Source organism: Rhodoferax sp. GW821-FHT07G04, from assembly GCF_059418585.1.
In genome coordinates this window covers 1,554,993-1,577,104 of record NZ_JBWKQD010000002.1, presented here as the reverse complement: position 1 = coordinate 1,577,104, position 22,112 = coordinate 1,554,993, and the positions used below count along the sequence as shown (strand labels likewise).

Here is a 22,112-nt window from a genome sequence, read left to right as displayed (position 1 = left end):
GGATTTAGCCCCCGGTGCGTAGCGACCCCTTTGGTAGTGGGGCGGCGACCCGCGCAGCGGCGGAGCGTGGGGGCTATTTCTTCGGCTCGAGGATGGCCATCGTGATGCGCGAGATGCAGGTCATCTCGCCCGCCTCGTTGTGCAACTCGATCTGCCACACATGGGTCGTGCGGCCGCGGTGGATGGGGCGGGCCGTGCCGGTGACCCAGCCGCTGGTCGCGGCGCGCAGGTGGTTGGCGTTGATGTCCAGGCCGACGGCGCGGGTGCCTTCGGGGCTGGACATGGCCGCGCCCAACGAACCCAGCGTCTCGGCCAGCACCACGCTGACGCCGCCGTGCAGCAGGCCATAGGGCTGGCGTGTGCGCTCGTCCACTGGCACGCGGGCGGTGATGAAGTCGTCGCCGATCTCCACAAACTCAATACCCAGGTGGGACGATGCCGAGTTGGCGCTGACGCGGGTCAGCATTTCGACGGTGACGGGTTTTTGCCAGATGGACGACATGGTGGTGTGCTCGTCAGAGTTGGACGTGGTGGTCGTCGCCGGGCCGCCCCAAGACGACCGCGGCCCCCTTGGGGGGCAGCGTAGTACGCGAAGCGACAAGCGTGGGGGTCATGCTTCTAGCAGGCCGCGTTTGCGCAACATGGGCTGCACTTGCGGGTCGCGACCGCGGAAGGCGCGGTAGGCATCCGCGGGGTTTTGGCGGTTGCCGCTGCTGTAAATGGTCTGCAGCAAACGCTGGGCGGTGGTGGCATCAAAAGGGCTGCCCGCCTCGGTGAAGGCGGCAAAACCATCGGCCTCCAGCACTTCGGCCCACATATAGACGTAGTAGCCGGCGGCGTAGCTGGAGCCGGAGAACAAATGCTGGAAGTGGCTCAGGCCATGGCGCAGGCCGATATCGGCGGGCACTCCCAGCTTGGCGCATTGGTCGGCTTCGAACTGGGCAATGTCCACGGCCGTGCCATTGGGCAGGGCGTGCAGGGCCATATCGATCAGCGCCGGGGCTGTGTACTGGATTGTGGCCCAGGCCTGGTCGAATTGGCGGGAGCGTTTGAGTTTTTCCAGCAGGGCGGCCGGCATGGGCTCGCCGGTGTCGACATGGCGGGCGTGGCGCTGCAGCACTTCGGGCTCCATGGCCCAGTTCTCGAACAGTTGCGAAGGCAGCTCGACAAAATCGCGTAGCACCTGGGTTCCGGCCAGGCGCTCGTAGCGCACCTTGGACAGCAGGCCATGCAGGCCGTGGCCGAATTCGTGGAACAGCGTGCGCACGTCGTCAAAGCTCAGCAGTGTGGGACTGGCCTTGGCGAAGTTGTTGTTGTTGATGACGATGGGCAGCGTGCCGCCGAAATGGCCAGATTGGCTGCGGAACACGCTCATCCACGCGCCGCTGCGCTTGGAGCTGCGGGCAAAGTTGTCGCCAATGAACAGGCCGACCAGCGCACCGTCTTGCGCACGCACCTCCCACAAACGGGCATCGGGATGGTGCAAGGTGGTGCCAGGCTGTTCAATAAAGCGCAGCCCGAACAGGCGCTGCGCACAATCAAACATGGCCGCCACCATGGCGTCCAGCGAGAAATAGGGTTTGAGTTCGGCGTCGTCCAGGTCAAAACGCTGGGCGCGGACCTTTTGCGCCAGGTAGCGCCAGTCCCAGGCAGCAATTGGCGTAGGCTCGCCCAAAGAGCGGGCCATGTCGGTCAGGGCCTGGCGGTCGACGTCGGCATAGGCCTTGGCGGGTATCCAGGCCTGGTTCAGCAGATCCAGCACGGCGCTGGTTTTGCCGGCCATGCGGTCCACCAGCTCGTAGTCGGCATACGTCTTGTAGCCATGCAGCGCGGCCTGCTCCTGGCGCAGGGCCATGATGCGGGCCGCGACCGGGCGGTTGTCGTGGGCGCCAGCGTTGGCACCCCGTGCCACACGGGCATGCCACAGGGTCTCGCGCAGGTCGCGGCGGCTGGAGAAGGTCAAGAACGGCTCGGCCAGCGAGGGCGACAGCGTGATGGCATAGGCGTCGTCGCCCAGCCCCCGCTGTTGGGCCGCGGCCCGGGCAGCCTGCAGCACAAAGGCGGGCAGGCCGGCGCGGTCGGCCTCGGTTTTGAGTTCCAGCGTGTAGGTGGACTCTTCGGCCAGCAGGTTTTGCCCAAATTGCGTGCACAGCGTGGCCAGTTCGGCCATGATCTCGCCGTAGCGCTGGCGCTGTTCACCCGTCAAGCGGGCGCCGGCGCGCACGAAATCGAGGTGCACCCGCTCCAGCAGGCGCAATTGCTCGGCATCCAAACCCAGCGTGTGGCGCTTTTCATGCAGGGCTTCGATGCGGGCAAACAGCCCGGCATGCATGAAGACCGTGTTTTCGTGCGCGGCCAGCCTAGGTGCCATCTGCAACTGCACGGCCTGCAACTCGGGCGAGGTCTCGCTGGCGGTCAGATTGTGAAACAGCAAGGTAATGCGGTCCAGCGCGCGGCCGGAGACATCCAGTTCTGCTATGGTGTTGTCAAAGGTTGGCGCTTCTGTGTTGGCCGCGATGGCATCTATTTCAGCCAAATGCTGGGGTAGTGCCCATTCGAACGCTGGCACGAAATGTGCTGAATTGACCTCACCGAATGGAGGCAGCCCGTAGGGCGGTTTCCAGGGTTGGAGTAGGGGGTTGGACATACGGTCAGCGGAAGATTCGTGGCGCATGGGGTGTGTTTTTGGCTGTAATCTAGTGGAAACCCTGATATCGAAAACGCTAGGTGCTGTTCCGGTGGGTGGATGCAAAGCACCATCCAGGCAAATTACAATAGCCGACTTTCAGTTTAGCAGTTTACGGACGCTGCGCCCCCGGATTCCGACCCGGCATCCAAACGACATTAGTATTTTTTCTATAAGGAAATGATTGTGCATACGAAGTTCAAAGAGTTGGTTCGCGCCTGGGCCCTGACCCTGAGTCTGGCTGTTGTCTCGGTGGCCGGTGTGACCACCCCCGCTATGGCCCAAACTGCCGAGCCAGCCGCTGCTGCCTCCGCCGCTGTGGTTGCCGCCGCCGACCCAGCCGCCAAGAAAGCCGACAGCTCGGCTGACAATCCTTACGGTATCGGTGCACTGTGGCACAACGCCCACTCCGTGGATATGGGCGTTCTGATCATTCTGGCCATCATGTCCATGGGTAGCTGGTACATCTTGGCCATCAAGATGCTGGAACAGCGCAAGGCCAACAGCTTCGCCCGCGAAGCCGCTGAAAAATTCTGGGGCGCTGGCACCGTTGCCCAAGGCGCTGCAGCTTTGAGCAAAGACAGCCCTTACCAGTTCATCGCCGCTGCTGGCGTGGACGCTACCAAGAAGCACGGTGGTCTGATGGGCCACATCCCTCTGAACGACTGGATCAGCATGAGCATCCAGCGCTCTGTGGACCGCGTGAACCGCGAAATGCAAGGTGGCCTGTCCTTCCTGGCTACCGTGGGTTCCATTTCTCCTTTCGTCGGTCTGTTCGGTACCGTGTGGGGCATCTATAACGCGCTGACCGCCATCGGTATGTCCGGCCAAGCGTCCATCGACAAGGTTGCCGGCCCCGTGGGTTCCGCGCTGATCATGACGGCTCTGGGTCTGGCTGTTGCCGTTCCCGCCGTGTTGGCTTACAACTACCTGATCGCCCGCAACAAGGGTGTGATGGACGACGTGCGCAGCTTCGGCAGCGACTTGCACTCGGTCTTGCTGGGTTCGGCTTCCAAGAGCTAAGCACGTGCGGTAAACGCGCAGAAAGTTAGCTCTATGTCCATGAATGTTGGCAGTATTGACGGTGAAGATGACGCCGTCATAGCAGCCATTAACACGACACCGCTGGTGGACGTGATGCTGGTGATGTTGATCATTTTCTTGATCACCATTCCCGTCGTCACGACCTCGATTCCCGTGACCCTGCCCAAAGAACGGGTGGAAATCCGGGAAACCAAGCCAGAAAACATCATTATTTCGGTCGACACGGCTGGCAGCGTCTTCTGGTATGACCAGAAGGTGACCAATGTGGAAGCATTGGTCGACAAGCTGAAAAAGGTCTCGACCGTCAAACCGCAACCTGAAGTGCAGATTCGCGGCGACTTGGCCTCCCGATACGAAGGTGTTGGCAAGGTTCTTTATGCATGCCAGCGCGCTGGTATCGTCAAGGTGGCGTTCATTACCGAACCCCCACCCTTGGGCGGTTGATAGCACGCCAGGAGGAATAGCAATATGTCTATGAATGTAGGAAACGCCTCGGGCGATCCTGAAGTGCTGATGGACATCAACACCACGCCCTTGATTGACGTGATGTTGGTGCTGTTGGTGATGTTGATCATCACCATCCCCATCCAGTTGCACGCGGTCAGCCTGGATATGCCGGTGGGTACGCCCCCCAGCAACAATATCAAGCCTGAAAAAATTCAGATCGATATCGACGAAAACAGCGTGGTCTATTGGCAAGGTTTGCCCGTTTCTGCGGGAGAGCTGGACACCAATATGGAAACGGTCAGCAAGCAGGATCAACAGCCTGAGGTTCACATCCGGCCCAACAAGTCGGCGTCTTATGCTGTGTTTGCCAATGTCTTGTCGGCGTCCAAGCGCAAGGGCTTGACCAAGATGGCGGTGATCGGAAGCGAGCAGTTCGTCCAATGAATATGAACACGAATACGCTTGGCCTGCACCCGGTTTACCGGCCAAAAGACCCTTCCAAGCGCTACAAGGGCATTGCCATTGTTATTGGCTTGCACATTCTGCTGCTGTGGGCGCTGATTTCCGGCACGGCCCATGACGTGATGAAGAAGACCAAGAAATCACTTGAAGCCGTGGTGATTCAGGAAGTCATCATCCCACCACCACCACCGCCGCCACCCAAGCAGATCAAGCCGCCAGAGGCGCCCAAGGTCGAGGCACCCCCTCCACCGTTCGTGCCACCACCCGATGTGGCGCCACCGGTGACCAATGCGCCGGTGATCCAGTCGGTGGCAGCACCACCACCTGTGCAGGCACCGATTGCGCCACCGCCACCACCGCAAGCTCCACCCGCGCCCGCGCCCAACCGCTCGGACATCCGTGTGGCTTGCCCCACCCAGGTTCAGCCTGAAATGCCTCGCAAGGCAACCCAGGATGGCACCGAAGGCACGGTCAAGGCCAGTGCGGTGATCCGTGATGGCGCTGTGCGTGAAGTGACGATTCTGTCCGGTCCGCGTGTGTTCCACGCAGCCGTCAAGGCCGCGATGATGCAATACAAGTGCTCGTCCGGTGGCGGTGAAATCACCGCTACACAAGAGTTTGTGTTCAAGCTCGAATAAGGCGGTTATTGCCCAATAAAAAAGCCACCCTCGGGTGGCTTTTTTTCTGCCTGCGTGTTTTGGGGGCGCTATAGAAACTTCAACACGTCGTCTGGGGCGATATCCACCAGACAGCGGGTGTGGCCCAACGGGCATTCGCGCTCAAAGCAGGGGGCGCAATCCAGCGGCGGTACATAGCCCGGGTCGTTCTTCAGCCAGATCACATGGGCCTGGTCGCTCAGCGGGGGCGTGTGCAAGGGGCTGGATGAACCAAACAGCGCCACTTGCGGCACGCCAAAAGCGGCGGCCACATGCATCAAGCCCGAGTCATTGCTGACCATGGCCTTGGCAGCGGCGATGGCGGCCAGGGCGTGGTCGAGCGAGGTGCGGCCCGACCAGTCCAAGCATTGGCCAGGCTGGGCCGCGTTGACGGTGCGGGTGATTTCTGCGCAGAGTGCCGACTCCTTGGACGAACCGAGCAGCACAACTGGCAGACTCAATTGCTCGGCCAACACCGCGAAGTGCCGAGCCGGCCAGCGCTTGGCCGGGCCGTACTCGGCGCCCGGCGCGAACACGTAGTAGCCCTGACGCTGCAGGTGCATGCCGGCCAATGCCGCGTCGATCTTCACGGCATCCAATTCCAGCTGGGGCTTGTCGTCCGCAATACCAACCTCGCCACTCAGCGCCGAGTAAAAGGCCACCATGGGCGGACGGGTTCCCTCGGGCGGGTTGGGCAGGCGCTGGGTCAACACCCAGCGGCGGGATTCGCCGTGGTAGCCCACGCGCTTCTTGATGCCGGCCCACCACGGCAACAGGGCGCTTTTGAAGGAATTGGGGCAGACATAGGCGATATCAAATTGCCCCTGCAAAGCACGGGCCAGACCGCGGCGTTCCTTCCACTGCAGCCCGCCATGGGCGAAAGGCAGTTCCAGCACCGAGTCGACCACTTGCGGCATGGCGCGGTAGACCGGGGCGACCCAAGGCAGGGCGCCGATCGTCAGGCTTTCGCCACGCGCATGCAAGCGGCGCAGCAGAGGCTCGGTCATCACCGCATCGCCAATCCATTGCGGGGCGATGACCAGGCTGCGGGTCATCCGTGCCTTTCTTCCAGCGGTAGCAGCACGAATGCGGGCATATTCAGTGCCCTGCGGCGAAGTGTTCGCCAGCCTTCAGGCGGTAGACGGTACTGCAGTAGGGGCACTTGGCTTCGCCGGATTTGCCCACATCCAAGTAGACCTTGGGGTGCGTGTTCCAGGTGTCCATCTTGGCCAAGGGGCTGGGACAGAACACGCCGCCCTGGTGGTTGAGGTCATGGGCCAGGAGTTCAACGGTAGCGGTTTTCATGAAGAGACTTTCGTGAGCCAGTGGGCGTATTTGGGGTTGCGGCCGTTGACGATGTCAAAGAAGGCGGTCTGGATTTTTTCGGTGATGGGGCCGCGTGAGCCGGTGCCCAGTTCGATGCGATCCAGCTCGCGGATGGGGGTCACTTCGGCGGCCGTGCCGGTAAAGAAGGCTTCGTCGCAGATATAGACCTCATCGCGGGTGATGCGCTTTTGCACCAGCTCCAGCCCCAGGTCCTTGCAGATGTGCATGACGGTGTTGCGGGTGATGCCGTTCAGCGCGCCGGCCGACAGGTCAGGTGTGTAGACGACACCGTTCTTGATGACAAACAGGTTCTCGCCCGCGCCTTCGGAGACGAAACCATTGGCGTCCAGCAGCATGGCTTCGTCGTAGCCGTCATCGGTGGCTTCCATGTTGGCCAGGATGGAGTTGGTGTAGTTGCTGACGGCCTTGGCCTGGGTCATCGTGATGTTGACGTGGTGGCGGGTGTAGCTGGAAATCTTGACGCGGATGCCGCGGCGCATGCCTTCTTCACCCAGGTAGGCGCCCCAGGGCCAGGCGGCAACCATCACGTGGATGGTGTTGCCCTTGGGCGAGACGCCCAGCTTCTTGTCGCCGATCCAGGTCAGCGGGCGCAGGTAGCAGCTCTCCAGTTTGTTCTCGCGCACTACGGCCTTCTGGGCTTCATTGACCTGCTCCTTCGTGAACGGAATCTTCATGCGCAGGATCTTGGCGCTGTTGAACAGGCGCTCGGTGTGCTCTTCTAGGCGGAAGATGGCAGTACCGTTGACCGTGTTGTAGGCCCGCACGCCCTCAAACGCGCCGCAGCCGTAGTGCAAGGTGTGGCTCAACACGTGGATCTTGGCGTCGCGCCAATCGACCATCTGGCCATCCATCCAGATTTTTCCATCGCGGTCGGACATTGAAGGGGGTAGGGGGCTCATGGCGGTTTTCCTTGGAAGAATCTTGGAATCGGAGAAACGCAGATTTTACGGCCGGGGTGGCTGCCAGACCAAGCTGCCAGCGCAGCACGGACTCAGGGCCGCAGCAATTCCCAGTGCACCAGCCGGCCGTACGCAAAACTGCAGCGTACGCTGGTCTGGGAGGCGTCGGTCCACTGGTATCGCAAAGGCTCGTCGTCGGGTTCTCCCAGCGACTGACCAATGGCCCGTGTCAGCGCCAAGACCTGTAGCAAAGCCATGCCCGCCTCCAGCCGGGCGTGCAGCATCACCGCGCTGGCGACCGAGCCTACGGGGTTTTGGGCCGTGCGCCGCAACACCATCAGCATGCGGCTCACGTGTAACAAGGCCCACATCACCAGGCCGCCCAGTGCCAGGGCCAAGCCCGGCCAGGCATACGCGCGGTAGGCCAGCACGCTGACGGTCACTATGGCGATGGCCACCAAGGTACGGGTTGCAAACAGCCGCAGGCGCGGCGTCATCCAAGCCATGGCTTAAAAAGTTTCCCAGTCGTCGTCCCCACCCTTGGGGGTGCTGGTTTTGGCGGGCGCGGTGGCGACCGGCGGCGCCAGCTTGGCGGGGGTGGGGGACGCCGGCTTGCGATGGGCCAGTGTAGTTTTTGGGGTGCTGGCGGTGTTCAGGGGTGGCCGTGTTGGCGCCTTACGGGCGGCAGGTGCCGCCATGGGTGCCGCTGGTGTTGCTTGGGCATCGAGCTTGAAGGTTGCCACCACGCCGGCCAGGCGGTGCGCCTGATCCTTCATGCTGCTGGCAGCCGCGGCGGACTCCTCCACCAAGGCCGCGTTCTGCTGCGTCATCTGGTCCAACTGGGCCACAGCCGCATTGACCTGGGCGATGCCATCGGCCTGCTCGGACGCCGCCGCGGTGATCTCGCCCATGATGTCGGTCACCCGCTGCACCGAGCCCACAATTTCCGTCATGGTTTCGCCGGCTTGGGCCACCAAGGCCGAACCGTCTTCCACCTTCTCGACGCTGGTGCTGATCAGTGACTTGATCTCCTTGGCAGCGTCGGCCGAACGGCCTGCCAGACTACGTACCTCGCTGGCTACCACGGCAAAGCCACGGCCCTGTTCCCCGGCCCGTGCTGCCTCGACCGCAGCATTGAGCGCCAGGATATTGGTCTGAAAGGCAATGCCGTCGATGACACTGATGATGTCCGAAATCTTGCGCGAGCTGGCATTGATCTGGTCCATCGTGGACACGACCTGGCCAACGACCTCGCCGCCGCGCTTGGCGACCTGGGCTGCGGAGGCTGCCAATTGGTTGGCCTGGCGGGCCGAGTCGGCCGATTGCTTCACATTGGAGGTCAACTCCTGCATGCTGGACGCGGTCTCTTCCAGGTTGGCGGCCGTCTGCTCGGTGCGCTGCGACAAATCGTTGTTGCCGGCGGCGATTTCTTCGCTGACGTCGGCCATGCTGTCGGTGCCCACACGCACGTCGGCCACCAGGTGCACCAATTGGTCTTGCATGTGGGCAATGGCCTTCATCATTTCGCCAAACTCGTCGCCCCGATCGGCGTTGACCTTGACGCTCAGGTCGCCGGCCGCAATGGTCTCGGCCACCCCGATGGCATCGCGCAGTGGCTGGCGGATTTGCTGGATCAGCCACCAGGTGCCACCGGCCAGAATCAGTATCAAAGCGGCCACCATCAGGCGTGCAAAGTTGGTCGAGCTTTGGCGTTCGCCGGCATAGTAAAGCTTGGCTTCTTCGAATTCGGTGGCCTGCAGCGCCACAATCTCGCGCAGCGTGGCCAGGTAGCGGTTGACGGCGGGTGTCAGCGTGGCGGTGAGTTCCTTCAGCGCAGCCTCCTGGTCGCCGCTGGTCTTGAGTTGCGTAGCCTTGGCGATGGAGGCCCGAATCACCGTGCCGTCGTCGACCGACTTGGCGATCAGGCTTTTGGTGGCGGGGGAATTGTTCATCGCCTCAATGCCCTTGCGCACATCGGCGATCTCTTGCAGGCCGGCTGCCACCGGATCTTTGAACAACTGGCCCACGGCCGGGTCGGAGCTGGTCAGCGTGGCCAGGGTGCGGGTGAAATTGGTCTCGGTCAGGCCGACCCAACGCGAATACTCGCGCGCCTTGATCAGACGTTCCGCCGCGTCGGCGTCCAGCCGGGCGCCCAGTGCGGCACCGCGGCCGGCGGTCACCAGCAGCGTGAACAACAACAGACCAATCACGACCCCCAGGGCCATCCACAACTTGGCGCCGACGGACACGTTGCTCAATTTCATGGTGTTGCCTCCAACAATGGAAGGCACATCTTAGACCGCGCCGCGCGCAGGTTTCTACAAAAAGGCCCGGGACAAACCCGAAGCCATCAACCCAGTCCGCGCACGACCTCCATGGCTTCTTCGACCCGGTCCACCGCATGGATGGTCAGGCCTTCGAACTCCTTGCTGCCGGACTTCTTGGGAGCATTGGCCTTGGGCACGATGGCCACGGTAAACCCCAACTTGGCGGCTTCCTTCAAGCGCTCCTGGCCGCGCGGTGCCGGACGCACTTCGCCGGCCAGGCCGATCTCACCGAAGGCAAAGAAGCCCTTGGGCAGCGGCTTGCCGCGCAGGCTGGACGTGATGGCCAACAGCACGGCCAAGTCGGCAGCCGGCTCGCTGATGCGCACGCCGCCCACGGCGTTGACGAATACGTCCTGGTCCATGCAGGCCACGCCGGCGTGGCGGTGTAGCACGGCCAGCAACATGGCCAAGCGGTCACGGTCCAGCCCCACACTCAAGCGCCGCGGCGAAGGCCCGCCGCTGTCGACCAGAGCCTGGATTTCTACCAGCAGTGGCCGCGTGCCTTCCAGCGTCACCATGACGCAGCTGCCGGGCACCGGCTCAGCGTGCTGGCTTAGAAAAATGGCGCTAGGGTTGCTGACGCCTTTCAGGCCTTTCTCGGTCATCGCGAAAACGCCGATCTCGTTGACGGCGCCGAAACGGTTTTTGATAGCCCGCACCAGGCGGAAACTGCTATGGGTTTCGCCTTCGAAATACAGCACTGTGTCCACCATGTGCTCCAGCACGCGAGGCCCGGCCAGCGCCCCCTCCTTGGTGACATGCCCCACCAGCACGATGGACGTGCCGCTGGATTTGGCGCAGCGTGTCAGGTGGGCCGCGCATTCACGCACCTGGGCCACCGAGCCTGGTGCCGATGTGAGCTGGTCCGAGTACACGGTCTGGATGGAGTCGATGACCGCCACGTCGGGCTGCTGGGCGTCTATGGTGGCCAGTATCTTGTCGAGCTGGATCTCAGCCAGCACCTTGACCTGGGAGCCGTGCAACCCCAGGCGGCGCGAGCGCAGCGCAACCTGGGCGCCACTTTCTTCTCCCGTGACGTAGAGGGTGGACTGCCCCCCGCGCTGCAGCGAATCCAGCGCCTGCAGCAGCAGTGTGGATTTGCCAATACCGGGGTCGCCGCCGATCAACACCACGGCGCCTTCGACAATGCCGCCACCCAGCACGCGGTCCAGTTCCTCGTGGCCGGTGGGCGTGCGCTGCACGTCGGTAGCATCGATGTCGGCCAGCACGGCTACCTCGGCAGTCTTGGCCAGCGCCTGGAATTGCGAGCTGTAGCGGTTCTTGGCCGGTGCGGCGCTTTCTGCCACCGATTCGATCAGTGTGTTCCAGGCGGCGCAACTGGGGCACTTGCCCAGCCACTTGGGGCTGGTGCCACCGCATTCGGTACAGGTGTAGATGGTTTTGTCTTTGGCCATGCCACCATAATACTGTACAAAATTACAGATGCTTGATGGCTGCCCTGGCCTTGCGCACTTTCTCCACGCTCAAGGTGACGCGCACGTTTTCCACCGTCACAGCCGCGGCAATGGTGGTGGCCGGCGTCGTGGTTTCCTTGCACAGGTGCTTGGCTATGGCCACGCCGTCTTTGTCCAATAGGGGGATGACCCAGGGCGTATTGGCCCGTTCGCCGCGTTGCACCGACAGCGCCGTCTCGCCATTGGCCAGCTTCACATAGGTGCCGGGTGGATAAAAGCCCGCCGCCTGGGCCATGGCCGACGCAATGCCCTGGGACACACCTTCAGCCCCCATGACCATGGACTTGACGGCCTTGACCGGCGACAGCGACACCCGCGTCTTGCGCGCGGCCATCTTGGCCACAAAGCTGTCGGCCATGGCCAGCACACGGCGCGCCATGGCGGTGGCGTCCAGGCCGTCGGCCGCGTCGGGCTCGTGGTGCCAGCGCACGATGTCCAGCACCTCGGGGTCGGCGATGCCAAAACCCTGCAGGATGGTGACGCTCTTTTGCGGATGCTCCTGGATCAGTGTGCGCTGCCAGTCCGTGGGCGCGGTCTTCTGGCGGGCCAGGCTGTCCTGGTCGCGCGCCATGCCAATATTCATCAGCAGGGCGGCGGTGAACAGGCCTTGCCGCTGCGGCTCGGCAATGGCCAGTTTGTGGGCCGTCAGGTGGCAGATCACGGCACACAACAGGGCGTGGCTGGCACAGTAACCCTGGCTGGTATCCGCCAGGGCCTGGAACAGGCAGAACAAGCTGTCGTCGGTATCGGCCTGCAGCAAATCCAGCGCCTTCTTCTCGATACCTACCAGGCGTTCCAGAGGGCTGATGGCCAGGCCGCCCTGGTACAGGATGCCGCGCAGCACTTCTTGCAGGTCCAGCCAGCCGCCATTGAGCTGCTCGCCAACGACGTAATCGGTGGCGCGGATCTCACTGGGCATGGGTGCCCGGGCGATGGCCTCTACATCGGCACCGGCGCTCAGCATGGCATGCACCATGCGCTCGTAGCTGCGTTGCCAGGCCTGGGCATCGGTGGGGGTGGACGAGGCGTTGTGGGCATGCAGCTTCTCGCGGTGCTCTTCCGATGTCACCGGCTGCCCCTTGCGCAGCAGCAACTGGCCGGCTGCGCTCCACACGTCCACCGGCAACGGCTTGCCCACTTCCAGCAAGGCGACCGGAATGGGCACGTATTTCATGCTGCCACCTCGACGGGAACCCGCTGGGCCAGGCCGCACATCAGTTCATAACCCACGGTCTGTGCGCGGGCCGCTACCTCGTCGATGGACAGCACCGCACCATTGGCGGCCGCGCCCCACAGCGTGACCACGCTACCGGGGCCGGCCTGGGGCACGGGTGTCAGGTCCACGGTCAGCATGTCCATACTGACCCGGCCCACGGTGCGGGTGCGCACGCCGTCCACCAGCACTGGCGTGCCGGTGGGACAGATGCGCGGGTATCCGTCGGCGTAGCCACAAGCCACGACGCCGATGCGCATCTCTTCCTGCGCCGTGAAGCTTGAGCCATATCCGACGCTAGCCCCCGCCGCCATTGTTTGAATAGCTATGATTTTTGCAGCAAGCGTCATCGTGGGCTGCAAGCCCCAGTCGGCCGCGGTGTGCTCGGGGAAGTCGGGCGCGCTGCCATACATGGCAATGCCGGGGCGCACCCAGTCGGACACCACATACTGGTCGGGCTGGGCGTCGGCCTGTGCCGGGTTCACGGTGTGGCGCAGCGTGGCGGCGCTGTTGGAGAGGCTGCGCTCGCCGGGCAGGTCACGCGTGGTGCGGGCAAAAATGGCCATCTGCTCGGCGACGCCCTTGGCGCCGTCGGCGTCGCTGAAGTGGGTCATCAACGAAATTTCATCCACCTGGGGCAGGGCGTTTAACCGGGCCCAGGCCGATCGGTAGCGCTCGGGTGTAAAGCCCAACCGGTTCATGCCCGAGTTCATCTTCAGAAACACGCGTTGCGGCACATTGGTCTTGTGCGCGGCCAGCATGTCGATCTGGGCCTCGCAGTGCACGGTGTGCCACAGGTCCAAGCGCGAGCACAGTTCCAGATCGCGCAGCTCAAACGCGCCCTCCAGCATCAGGATGGGGCCACGCCAGCCCAGGTCGCGCACGCGCTGGGCCTCGTTGAAGTCCAGCAGCGCAAAACCGTCGGCACCCCGCATGCCCTCGAACGCCCGCTCAATGCCATGGCCATAGGCATTGGCCTTGACCACGGCCCAGACCCGCGCGTCGGGAGCTGCGCTGCGCATACGCGCCAGGTTGTTACGAAAGGCCTGGGTGTGGATCGTGGCGAGAATGGGGCGGGGCATGGTAAAAACCTTGAGGACGGAGCTGACCCAATTCTGACACTGCGGGCGTGCTATAACCACGCCACGTTTGGAGACCTCCACAATAACCCCTCGCATCAGTTCCTCTGATGCGCGCAGACCCCACGCATGAAACGCGGCTTTTACACCATCATGTCGGCGCAGTTTTTTAGCTCGCTGGCAGACAACGCTTTGTTCGTGGCGGCCGTGCAGCTATTGCGCACCAGTGGCGCACAAGAGTGGCAGCAGGCTGCTCTGATCCCCATGTTCGCGCTGTTTTACGTGCTGTTGGCACCGTTTGTCGGCGCGGTGGCCGATGCGCTGCCCAAGGGGCGGGTCATGCTCTACAGCAATTCCATCAAGATCGCCGGCTGCATCATGATGCTGTTTGGCACCCATCCGCTGCTGTCGTACGCCATTGTGGGTCTGGGTGCTGCGGCCTATTCGCCGGCCAAATATGGCATCCTCACGGAGCTGCTACCACCCTCGCAACTGGTCAAGGCCAATGGCTGGATCGAGGGGCTGACGATTGCCTCCATCATCCTGGGCGTGTTGCTGGGTGGACAGTTGGTGGGCAAATCGGTGTCGACCTATTTGCTGTCGCTGGACATGCCCCTCGTCGACACCGGCATTGCAACCCCGCCCGAGGCCGCCATCAGTGTGTTGATCCTGGTCTACATCCTGGCGGCCTGGTTCAACACCCGCATTCCCGACACCGGCGTGCCCATGCGCGCCCTGCCCAAGCACCTGATCAGCTTGTTGCCCGATTTCTGGACCTGCAATCTGCGCCTGTGGCGCGACCGCCTGGGCCAGATCTCGCTGGGCACGACCACGCTGTTCTGGGGCGTCAGCGGCAACCTCAAATACATTGTGCTGGCCTGGGCCGCCACGGTGCTGGGTTATACCGTGACCCAGGCCTCGGCCCTGGTGGGCGTGGTGGCCATCGGCACCGCCGTAGGCGCGGTCGTGGCCTCGGTGCGTATGCGCCTGGACCAGGCCACCCAGGTCTTACCGCTGGGCATCGCCATGGGCGTGCTGGTGATCTTGCTGAACTTCATCACCAATGTCTGGGTGGCCGCGCCGTTCTTGATTCTGCTGGGCGGACTGGGCGGCTTTCTGGTTGTACCCATGAATGCGCTGTTGCAGCACCGGGGCCACAACCTGATGGGCGCGGGCCGCTCCATTGCCGTGCAAAACTTCAATGAGCAGGCCTGCATCCTGGGCCTGGGTGCCTTCTACAGCCTGTCCACCGGCATGGGGCTGTCGGCCTTTGGCGCCATCACGGTCTTTGGCTTGGTGGTGGCCGGGTTCATGTGGCTGATCAAGCGCTGGCATGAACGCAACTGCCGCGAGCACGCCGCCGACATTGCCAACCTGCTAGAAATCGCCCGCCACGACAACATGCATGGCTAGACTGAATAGTGCATTGGCAGCAGGCGGCCTGTTGCTCAATGCCTTCACCTGGGGCGTTTCCTGGTGGCCGTTTCGGCAGGTGCTGGATCTGGGCGTGCACCCCATGTGGGCCACCGCGCTGGTGTATGTCGCGGCCTGGGTCTGGTTGGCGCTGGTGCGCCCAGCGGCATGGCGCGGCTTTTTGCAGCACCCGGCTTTGTGGTGGCTGTTGCTGGCCTCGGGCATGACCAATGTGGGTTTCAACTGGGCCGTCACCGTGGGCGATGTGGTGCGCGCCGTGCTGTTGTTTTATCTGATGCCGGCCTGGTCTGTGCTGCTGGCCTGGCCCCTGTTGGGTGAAAAACCCAGCGCCGGTGCGCTGGGGCGTTTGCTGCTGGCGCTGCTGGGTGTGGTCATTGTGCTCAAGACGCCCGAATCCGCCTGGCCCTGGCCCGAAAGCCTGGCCGATGGTTTGGCACTGGTGGGGGGCTTCAGCTTTGCGCTGACCAATGTGATGCTGCGGCGCCTGCACCGGGTGCCGTCGGAGGCCAGCATGCTGGCCATGTTTGCCGGTGGCGCGCTGATGTCGGCCTTGGCGGCTTGCACGGGTCTGCACCTGGGCGTGGTGACGGCTCTACCCGCACCGGCCGGGGCCTGGCCCCTCTGGGTGGCGGGCTTGAGCCTGTTCATCCTGATCGGCAATATGGGGTTGCAGTACGGCGCCAAGCGACTGAGTGCCAGTACCACGTCCATCGTCATGCTGTCCGAAGTGGTGTTTGCCAGCGTATCGGCTGTGCTGCTGGGTGCAGGGGAACTGGGTGGCCGTGTGCTGCTGGGCGGGGCCTTGATCCTGCTGGCGGCGCTGCTGTCAACCTTATCCTTTGGCGGCGGCCACGGCGCTACCGGACCCTCCGCGTGAAAAGCCCATCACGGTTCCGGTGATCAGCGTATCGGCCCATTCCACGCGGTCGCGGCCCTGCTTCTTGGCCACGTACAGGGCCTGATCGGCCGCGGCATACAGGGCCTCTAATGAGGCGCGCTGCTGCGGCTCCAGGCCGGTGACGCCAAAGCTGGCGGTGATGGGCACCGTATGCTCAACCAGCTGCAGCGGGCGCTCGCGCAGGGTCTGGCGCAGTTTTTCGGCCAGCGCCAGCGCGCCGGCGCCGGGCGTGTCGGGCATCAGCACGATGAATTCCTCACCCCCCATGCGGGCCACGATGTCGGTGCTGCGCACCGCGGCCAGCAGGCGGGCTGCCACCTGCTGCAGCACCTGGTCGCCGGCGGGGTGGCCGTATTGGTCGTTGATCTGTTTGAAAAAATCCAGGTCCACCATCACGACGCAAATGTCGCAGGGCATGCGGACGGCGCGACCCAATTCCTGCTCGGCCAGTTGCATGAATTTGCGGCGGTTGAACAGGCCGGTCAAGGTGTCGCGCTCGGCCAGGGTCTCCAGCTCCTGCTGCTTGCGCAGCAAGGCCTCGTTGCTGAGCACCAGCTTGCGGCCCAAGAGCACGGTACGCGTGTACTGGTGCCACATCATTACCGAGATCAGCTGCGCCATCAGCACCGCAGCAATGGCCTGTATCTGCACGCTGGCCAGCAGTGCGGCATTCAGGTTACGGGTATCCAGAAAGCCCCAGAACAGCCCGAAGCTGATGCCAAACAGGGGTACCGACACCTTGGGCCGCATCAGCGACAACATGGCCACGCCCATGCAAATCACCAGAAAGGTGGCGATGCCATTGCCTATGCCGACATCCAGAATGGACGCGGTCGCGCCGAAGGCCAAGTACGCCGCGCAAATGGCAGTCTGCACTGCCAGGCCAGCCGGGCCGGCACCCTTGCCTGGGCTGCGCAACAGGCCATGGGCGAGCAGGCCGCAGACCAGCAGGGCCGCCGACAGCCCGGCCTGCAACCACGTCAGCGCGTCGGCCCAGGCTTGCAGAGGCGCCTGGCCTGCTGGCACCCGGTAGTGGGCAAACCACCAGGCGATGGTGGCATGCAGAGGCACGGCCAGCATCACCAGCACACGGCCGCGTTTGAGCGTGTCGATGGTGGCCACGCCCTGCACCTGGTCGTATTCCTGCTTCAGGCTTTGGGCGCCAGACAGTATGGTCCTGAACCCGGTTTCTGCGGTCACCCTTCGCCCTTCTCTGTGGTGGTGTTGGCCGTGCGGTCGCCTATGCGCCACGCACCGGTGTCTCCAAACTGCGAGAATCTTCACACCAATAGCACACCGGTGCAAGTGTTTTTGCCAGGGTGCTAAGGTCGGCCCACTCCACCCTTTCGTTCTTCCACTACGAGCAGCCCACTATGACCACTGTTTATGACTTCGACGCCCTCGCTATCAACGGCAAGTCCGTGGCTCTGAAAAAATATGCCGGCAAGCCCATGCTGATCGTCAACACCGCCAGCGCCTGTGGCTTCACGCCGCAGTTTGCGGGCCTGGAGGAATTGCACAAGACCTATGGCAAAAAGGGCCTGGTGGTGCTGGGCTTCCCGTGCAACCAGTTTGGTGCGCAAGACAGTGGCAGCAATGACGAGATCGCCGAGTTCTGCCAGCTCAACTACGGCGTCAGCTTCCCCATGATGGCCAAGGTCAACGTCAACGGCGGCGATGCCCACCCGCTGTACCAATGGTTGACGGCCGAAGCGCCTGGCCTGTTGGGCACCAAGGCCATCAAATGGAACTTCACGAAGTTCCTCGTCGGCAAAGATGGCCAGGTGCTCAAGCGCTACGCCCCTACCGACACACCGCAGAGCATGGCCGACGACATCGAGGCCGCGCTGGCCTAAGCCTGCGCTACGCGCGTCGCTCAGACCGGCGTAGCCCCGGCCTGGCGTAAAAAGTCCGCCAGCGTCTTGCCGGCCTCGTCCTTGAACACTGCGCCTTGCAGTTGCGGTGCGTCCATGCGGTCCAACCGGAAGGTGCGAAACGCGTGGCGCGTCTCACACCAGGCGGCCAGCGTCCAGACCCGGCCCCAGAAAAAGCAGCCCAGCGGGCGCAGGCTGCGCTCACTGGCTTGGCCGGCCACATCGCGGTAGGTGATCGTCAGTTTGCGGCGCGCCTGTACGGCCTCACGCAGTGTCTGCAGGGTTTGCTGGATGGCGGGGTCCACGCTGAACGAGGGTGCGTACAGCGCCAGGCTTTCGGCTGCGGCGCGCGTCTGGCGTGGCAGTATCGACAGAATCTTGCCCAGGGCTTGTTCGGCATCGCGGGCCAGCGCCGGGTCCAGCCAGGCCTGGGCCAGGCGGGTGGCCGCCACCAGGGCTCGGGCTTCGCCTTCGCTGAACATCAGCGGCGGCAACTCAAAACCGGCGCCCAACCGATAGCCCACACCGGCCTCGCCTTCGATGGGCACGCCCTGGTGCTGCAGCTCCGCCACGTCGCGGTAGACGGTGCGCTCGGACACCTCCAGCCGCTCGGCGAGGAAGGCCGCCGTGGTGAGACGGCGGCCGCGTATCAGCTGGACGATGTGGAAGAGTCGGTCGGCGCGGCGCATAGTGTGTTTGGCATTCTATGCTCCTAGCCCTCGTGCAAGCTGCGTGATCAGCTATCAAAAACGTAGCGAACCCAAATCGACCGCCATCGCCTGGGCAATCAGCCGCATGTCGTGGTCGCTGACGTCGAACAGGCCAAAACGGAATTTATAGCCCCAGCGCTGGCTGCTCTCCACGAATTCAAAGGCATCAAGCAGCGGCAGGATGGAAGCCTCTTGCGAAGGCACATAGCCCACGTCCCGCCGGTTGGGCACAAACCCGTCCCCAGCATCGAAGGGATACGGTTCTCCGGCTTGTACCAGCCCGATGGACACAAACCGCTGGCAGGTGTCCTTACCGCCCATCGTGACGGTAGGCGCGTAGTAGGCCAGGCGGTCACCGGGGCGCACGCGGCGTATCGGCGCGAGCTTGCCATGGCAGACCTGCATATAGCCGCCCTCACGGCCGCGGCGGGCATGGGCGGCGCAGGCAACGGCGATCCAGTTTTTCATCGTTTGACTCCGTGGTGTGGGTATGAAGAAGCCGCTATGGTGCGCCGGGTCTGCTGACAACGCAGTGTCAGGAGACTCTGCGCGCCGCGCTGAAAAGAAGCTACGGGAAAGCCATGAGCCGGCGGGCCTGTATCGCCTTCCATTGCCATCTGCCCCATGGGATACTGGTAGCCGTGAACGACGCCTTGCACTCCAACTCTGCCGGGGATGGCCCCTGGAAAATGGCCCTGGAAAGCTCGGGTGTTGGGGTCTGGGACTGGAACCTGGCCACCGGCATCCAAGTGCACTCGCGCCACTGGGAAGAGATGCTGGGCTTTGAGGCCGGCGAGCTCAACCACGGCTACCAGGACTTTGTGCGCCTGACCCACCCCGACGATTTGCCCATCGTGCAGTCCGCGGCCCAGGCCTATATGGACGGCCGGACGTCTGAATACGCGGTGGACTTCCGCATGCGCTGCAAGGACGGCAGCTGGAAGTGGATACTGACGCGCGGCATGGTGGTGGAGCGCGATCTGATCGGCTCACCGCTGCGCATGATAGGCACACACACTGACATTTCCGCCCGCAAGCGTGACGAGGAGGCACTGCGTACGCTCAATGCCGAGCTGTTGGAGAACAGCCAGCTGCTGCAGACCACGCTAACCAGCATCAGCCAGGGCATTCTGCTGTTTGACGCCAATCACCGCGTGCGCAAGTTCAACCCCCGGGTCTGCGAACTGCTGGACCTGCCGTTTTCGCTGCTGGCCGGCTTGCCTACCGAGCAGGATCTGGTGCACTTTCAGTTGCAGCGTGGCGACTTCGGCCCCAACGCGCAGTTGGTCGAGGGGCCTGCACGGCAAGGTCTGATCAATGCCGCCGCCGGCCCCACCGACACCCTGCCCACCCACTATCTGCGCGTGACGCCCGCCGGTCGCACGCTGGAGGTGCGCACCCAGTTCCTGGGCGATGGCAGCAAGGTGCGCACCTTTGCCGACGTCAGCGCCTATGTCAAGGCCGAGGCCGACCGCAAGCGCCTGAACCAGTTGCTGGAAGCCACGCAAACTATTGCCCGCGTGGGCGGCTGGGAGCGGGATTTCGTCAGCGGCATGGTGTACTGGACCGAGGGTGTCTACCGCATCCTGGAGGTCACGCCCGAAGAGTTCACACCCGGCGACTTGGCCTCCACGCAGCGCTTCTTCACACCGGCATCGCAAGAAGTGATCAGACCCATCGTGCCGCCCAACGACACGGTCACCGAGACCCAGCACGACCTGGAACTGGAAATGGTCACCTGGACGGGCCGCCACATCTGGGTGCGCTTCAAGGGTGCGATCGCCTGGGACAAGGGCCGGGCGCTCAAGCGCACCTCGGTGCTGCAAGACATCACCGAGCGCCGCCAGGCCGAAGCCGCGGCGCGTGAGAGCGAGGAACGCTGGAAGCTGGCGCTGGAGAGCATTGGCGACGGTGTGTGGGACTGGCATATCCAGGCCGGTACCGAATTTTTTTCCAAGCGCCTGCTGCAGATGTGTGGCTATGGTGGCGGTGACCTCAACAGCCGCCCCGAAGAGTTTGACGACCGTACCCACCCCGACGACGTGGAGCAACTGCTACAGGCCCGCAAGGACCACTTTGAAGGCCGCACACCCAGCTACCAGAGCGAGCGCCGCATCCTGTGCAAGGACGGTACCTGGAAATGGGTGCTCAGCCGCGGCATGGTCATCAGCCGCGATGCCGAGGGCAAACCGCTGCGCATGATCGGCACCTTCACCGACATCTCCAGCCGCAAGGAGGCCGAGGCCTTGATACGCCACCAGGCCTTCTACGACACACTGACAGGCCTGCCTAACCGGCGCATGCTGCGCGACCGGCTGGAGCAGGAGATCAAGAAGAGCAAACGCGACCACCAGCAACTGGCCATTCTGTTCATCGACCTGGACCACTTCAAGGAGGTCAATGACACGCTGGGCCACGACCGCGGCGACTTGCTGCTGATCGAGGCCGGGCGGCGCATACAGGCCTGCGTGCGTGCATCCGACACCGTGGCCCGCATGGGGGGCGACGAGTTCACGGTGATACTGACCGAGTTGCCCAGCAGCCACCACCTCGAAGGCGTTTTGCAAAAAATGCTGCACGCGTTGGGCGCGGTGTTCCAGCTCGGCACCGAACAGGTGTTTGTGTCGGCCAGCATCGGCATCACCATGTACCCCACCGATGCCACCGAGATCGAAGACCTGCTGAAGAACGCCGACCAGGCCCTCTATGTGGCCAAGGGCGCGGGGCGCAACCGCTTCAGCTTCTTCACGCCCGCCTTGCAAGAGGCCGCGCAGACCCGCGTGCGCCTGGCCAATGACCTGCGCACGGCGCTGGTCGAGCAGCAGTTCGAGGTCTACTACCAGCCCATCGTCGCGTTGGCCAATGGCAGCATCCACAAGGCCGAGGCGCTGATACGCTGGAACCATCCCACGCGCGGCATGGTCAGCCCGGCGTCCTTCATCCCCATCGCCGAGTCCAGCGGCCTGATCGTGGACATTGGTGAGTGGGTGTTCCAGCAGGCGGCACGCCAGGTGCGGACTTGGCGCAAGAGCCTGGCCCCGGACTTCCAGATCAGCGTCAACAAGTCACCGGTGCAGTTCCACCACACGAACACCGGCCGCGAGCCCTGGGCCACGCAGCTACTGGCCCAGCATCTGCCCGGCGATTCCATCGCGGTGGAGATCACCGAGGGCCTGCTGCTGGACACCAGCACCACCGTGACCGAAAACCTGCTGGACCTGCGCGCCGCCGGCATACGCGTGTCGCTGGACGACTTTGGTACCGGGTATTCGTCACTGTCCTACCTGCAGAAGTTTGACATCGACTTTGTGAAGATCGACCAGTCTTTTGTGCGCCACCTGGTGCCCGACTCCACGGACCTGGCCCTGTGCAAGGCCATCATCGTGATGGCCCACGCACTGGGCATGCGAGTCATTGCAGAGGGGGTGGAGACCGCGGAGCAGCGGGATTTGTTGGCCGCTGCCGGGTGTGACTACGCCCAAGGATTCTTATACGCCAAACCCATGGCCGTGGCGGATTTCGAGGCCTTCATCGGGAAGGGTGCACAGTAGACGCGTGTAG

21 protein-coding genes are annotated in these 22,112 nt (G+C 63.4%); 8 read left to right on the top strand and 13 right to left on the bottom strand.

Annotated features, from left to right (window positions below):
* Positions 1-73 precede the first annotated feature (73 nt).
* Both AC07OO_RS16520 and AC07OO_RS16515 read right to left on the bottom strand, forming a co-directional pair.
* Positions 74-466, bottom strand: coding sequence for a hotdog fold thioesterase (locus AC07OO_RS16520; protein WP_495083371.1), 393 nt, complete (start codon positions 464-466; stop codon positions 74-76).
* 144 nt (positions 467-610) lie between these two features.
* A complete protein-coding gene (locus AC07OO_RS16515) occupies positions 611-2,536 on the bottom strand; it encodes a M3 family metallopeptidase (RefSeq protein ID WP_495083175.1) in 1,926 nt (641 codons plus the stop codon).
* 330 nt (positions 2,537-2,866) lie between these two features.
* Here AC07OO_RS16515 and AC07OO_RS16510 point away from each other — a divergent pair, with 330 nt between their 5' ends.
* The 4 genes from AC07OO_RS16510 to AC07OO_RS16495 are packed head-to-tail and all read left to right on the top strand — an operon-like array spanning position 2,867 to position 5,277.
* Complete coding sequence (locus AC07OO_RS16510) at positions 2,867-3,709, top strand: MotA/TolQ/ExbB proton channel family protein (RefSeq protein ID WP_495083174.1); 843 nt, start codon at positions 2,867-2,869, stop codon at positions 3,707-3,709.
* 33 nt (positions 3,710-3,742) lie between these two features.
* Positions 3,743-4,174, top strand: a complete 432-nt coding sequence (locus AC07OO_RS16505) for an ExbD/TolR family protein (protein WP_495083173.1) — start codon at positions 3,743-3,745, stop codon at positions 4,172-4,174.
* Between the two features lie 24 nt (positions 4,175-4,198).
* A complete protein-coding gene (locus AC07OO_RS16500; RefSeq protein ID WP_495083172.1) occupies positions 4,199-4,621 on the top strand; it encodes an ExbD/TolR family protein in 423 nt (140 codons plus the stop codon).
* Positions 4,622-4,623: 2 nt separating this feature from the next.
* Positions 4,624-5,277 (top strand): energy transducer TonB, encoded by a 654-nt coding sequence (locus AC07OO_RS16495; protein WP_495083171.1) that lies wholly within the window; start codon positions 4,624-4,626, stop codon positions 5,275-5,277.
* A 68-nt stretch (positions 5,278-5,345) separates the two neighbouring features.
* Here the strand turns inward: AC07OO_RS16495 and waaF are convergent, their stop codons facing one another.
* The 8 genes from waaF to alr form a co-directional block, all read right to left on the bottom strand.
* A complete protein-coding gene (gene waaF / locus AC07OO_RS16490; RefSeq protein ID WP_495083170.1) occupies positions 5,346-6,350 on the bottom strand; it encodes a lipopolysaccharide heptosyltransferase II in 1,005 nt (334 codons plus the stop codon).
* A 43-nt stretch (positions 6,351-6,393) separates the two neighbouring features.
* Positions 6,394-6,600: a zinc-finger domain-containing protein gene (locus tag AC07OO_RS16485; protein WP_495083169.1), complete on the bottom strand. Its 207-nt coding sequence runs from the start codon at positions 6,598-6,600 to the stop codon at positions 6,394-6,396.
* Positions 6,597-7,541: a branched-chain amino acid transaminase gene (locus AC07OO_RS16480; RefSeq protein WP_495083168.1), complete on the bottom strand. Its 945-nt coding sequence runs from the start codon at positions 7,539-7,541 to the stop codon at positions 6,597-6,599. Before AC07OO_RS16480 ends, AC07OO_RS16485 begins: the two co-directional genes overlap by 4 nt.
* Before the next feature lie 92 nt (positions 7,542-7,633).
* Entirely contained in the window at positions 7,634-8,047 is a 414-nt protein-coding gene (locus AC07OO_RS16475; protein WP_495083167.1) for a glycerate kinase, read from the bottom strand.
* 3 nt (positions 8,048-8,050) lie between these two features.
* Positions 8,051-9,805, bottom strand: coding sequence for a methyl-accepting chemotaxis protein (locus tag AC07OO_RS16470; protein WP_495083166.1), 1,755 nt, complete (start codon positions 9,803-9,805; stop codon positions 8,051-8,053).
* 86 nt (positions 9,806-9,891) lie between these two features.
* Positions 9,892-11,283 carry a DNA repair protein RadA gene (gene radA, locus AC07OO_RS16465; RefSeq protein WP_495083165.1) on the bottom strand — a complete coding sequence of 464 codons (1,392 nt, stop codon included), beginning with the start codon at positions 11,281-11,283 and terminating at the stop codon, positions 9,892-9,894.
* 22 nt (positions 11,284-11,305) lie between these two features.
* Positions 11,306-12,517, bottom strand: a complete 1,212-nt coding sequence (locus tag AC07OO_RS16460; RefSeq protein ID WP_495083164.1) for an HD-GYP domain-containing protein — start codon at positions 12,515-12,517, stop codon at positions 11,306-11,308.
* Positions 12,514-13,638 (bottom strand): alanine racemase, encoded by a 1,125-nt coding sequence (gene alr / locus AC07OO_RS16455; RefSeq protein WP_495083163.1) that lies wholly within the window; start codon positions 13,636-13,638, stop codon positions 12,514-12,516. Before alr ends, AC07OO_RS16460 begins: the two co-directional genes overlap by 4 nt.
* A 126-nt stretch (positions 13,639-13,764) precedes the next feature.
* Here alr and lplT point away from each other — a divergent pair, with 126 nt between their 5' ends.
* A complete protein-coding gene (gene lplT / locus AC07OO_RS16450) occupies positions 13,765-15,048 on the top strand; it encodes a lysophospholipid transporter LplT (RefSeq protein WP_495083162.1) in 1,284 nt (427 codons plus the stop codon).
* Positions 15,041-15,946: an EamA family transporter gene (locus AC07OO_RS16445; RefSeq protein ID WP_495083161.1), complete on the top strand. Its 906-nt coding sequence runs from the start codon at positions 15,041-15,043 to the stop codon at positions 15,944-15,946. The genes lplT and AC07OO_RS16445 overlap by 8 nt, the downstream gene beginning before the upstream one ends.
* Here AC07OO_RS16445 and AC07OO_RS16440 read toward each other — a convergent pair.
* The gene (locus tag AC07OO_RS16440) at positions 15,902-17,167 is read right to left on the bottom strand and encodes a GGDEF domain-containing protein (RefSeq protein WP_495083160.1); all 1,266 of its coding nucleotides are present in this window, start codon (positions 17,165-17,167) and stop codon (positions 15,902-15,904) included. The two genes, AC07OO_RS16445 and AC07OO_RS16440, sit on opposite strands and share 45 nt — an antisense overlap.
* A gap of 173 nt (positions 17,168-17,340) precedes the next feature.
* On the opposite strand from AC07OO_RS16440, the gene AC07OO_RS16435 reads away from it, so the two are divergent.
* Positions 17,341-17,823: a glutathione peroxidase gene (locus AC07OO_RS16435; RefSeq protein WP_495083159.1), complete on the top strand. Its 483-nt coding sequence runs from the start codon at positions 17,341-17,343 to the stop codon at positions 17,821-17,823.
* A 20-nt stretch (positions 17,824-17,843) separates the two neighbouring features.
* Here the strand turns inward: AC07OO_RS16435 and AC07OO_RS16430 are convergent, their stop codons facing one another.
* Entirely contained in the window at positions 17,844-18,530 is a 687-nt protein-coding gene (locus tag AC07OO_RS16430; protein WP_495083158.1) for a helix-turn-helix transcriptional regulator, read from the bottom strand.
* A 54-nt stretch (positions 18,531-18,584) separates the two neighbouring features.
* Complete coding sequence (locus tag AC07OO_RS16425) at positions 18,585-19,019, bottom strand: EVE domain-containing protein (protein WP_495083157.1); 435 nt, start codon at positions 19,017-19,019, stop codon at positions 18,585-18,587.
* A 113-nt stretch (positions 19,020-19,132) separates the two neighbouring features.
* Here AC07OO_RS16425 and AC07OO_RS16420 point away from each other — a divergent pair, with 113 nt between their 5' ends.
* On the top strand, positions 19,133-22,102 hold the full coding sequence (locus AC07OO_RS16420; RefSeq protein WP_495083156.1) for an EAL domain-containing protein: 2,970 nt from the start codon (positions 19,133-19,135) through the stop codon (positions 22,100-22,102).
* Positions 22,103-22,112 lie beyond the last annotated feature (10 nt).

Coding starts and splice junctions, on each gene's coding strand:
- AC07OO_RS16520 (WP_495083371.1), bottom strand. CDS start 466: ATGCTGACCCGCGTCAGCGCCAACTCGGCATCGTCCCACCTGGGTATT.
- AC07OO_RS16510 (WP_495083174.1), top strand. CDS start 2,867: ATGATTGTGCATACGAAGTTCAAAGAGTTGGTTCGCGCCTGGGCCCTG.
- AC07OO_RS16505 (WP_495083173.1), top strand. CDS start 3,743: ATGTCCATGAATGTTGGCAGTATTGACGGTGAAGATGACGCCGTCATA.
- AC07OO_RS16500 (WP_495083172.1), top strand. CDS start 4,199: ATGTCTATGAATGTAGGAAACGCCTCGGGCGATCCTGAAGTGCTGATG.
- AC07OO_RS16495 (WP_495083171.1), top strand. CDS start 4,624: ATGAACACGAATACGCTTGGCCTGCACCCGGTTTACCGGCCAAAAGAC.
- waaF (WP_495083170.1), bottom strand. CDS start 6,350: ATGACCCGCAGCCTGGTCATCGCCCCGCAATGGATTGGCGATGCGGTG.
- AC07OO_RS16485 (WP_495083169.1), bottom strand. CDS start 6,600: ATGAAAACCGCTACCGTTGAACTCCTGGCCCATGACCTCAACCACCAG.
- AC07OO_RS16480 (WP_495083168.1), bottom strand. CDS start 7,541: ATGAGCCCCCTACCCCCTTCAATGTCCGACCGCGATGGAAAAATCTGG.
- AC07OO_RS16475 (WP_495083167.1), bottom strand. CDS start 8,047: ATGGCTTGGATGACGCCGCGCCTGCGGCTGTTTGCAACCCGTACCTTG.
- AC07OO_RS16470 (WP_495083166.1), bottom strand. CDS start 9,805: ATGAAATTGAGCAACGTGTCCGTCGGCGCCAAGTTGTGGATGGCCCTG.
- radA (WP_495083165.1), bottom strand. CDS start 11,283: ATGGCCAAAGACAAAACCATCTACACCTGTACCGAATGCGGTGGCACC.
- AC07OO_RS16460 (WP_495083164.1), bottom strand. CDS start 12,517: ATGAAATACGTGCCCATTCCGGTCGCCTTGCTGGAAGTGGGCAAGCCG.
- alr (WP_495083163.1), bottom strand. CDS start 13,638: ATGCCCCGCCCCATTCTCGCCACGATCCACACCCAGGCCTTTCGTAAC.
- lplT (WP_495083162.1), top strand. CDS start 13,765: ATGAAACGCGGCTTTTACACCATCATGTCGGCGCAGTTTTTTAGCTCG.
- AC07OO_RS16445 (WP_495083161.1), top strand. CDS start 15,041: ATGGCTAGACTGAATAGTGCATTGGCAGCAGGCGGCCTGTTGCTCAAT.
- AC07OO_RS16435 (WP_495083159.1), top strand. CDS start 17,341: ATGACCACTGTTTATGACTTCGACGCCCTCGCTATCAACGGCAAGTCC.
- AC07OO_RS16430 (WP_495083158.1), bottom strand. CDS start 18,530: ATGCGCCGCGCCGACCGACTCTTCCACATCGTCCAGCTGATACGCGGC.
- AC07OO_RS16425 (WP_495083157.1), bottom strand. CDS start 19,019: ATGAAAAACTGGATCGCCGTTGCCTGCGCCGCCCATGCCCGCCGCGGC.
- AC07OO_RS16420 (WP_495083156.1), top strand. CDS start 19,133: ATGAGCCGGCGGGCCTGTATCGCCTTCCATTGCCATCTGCCCCATGGG.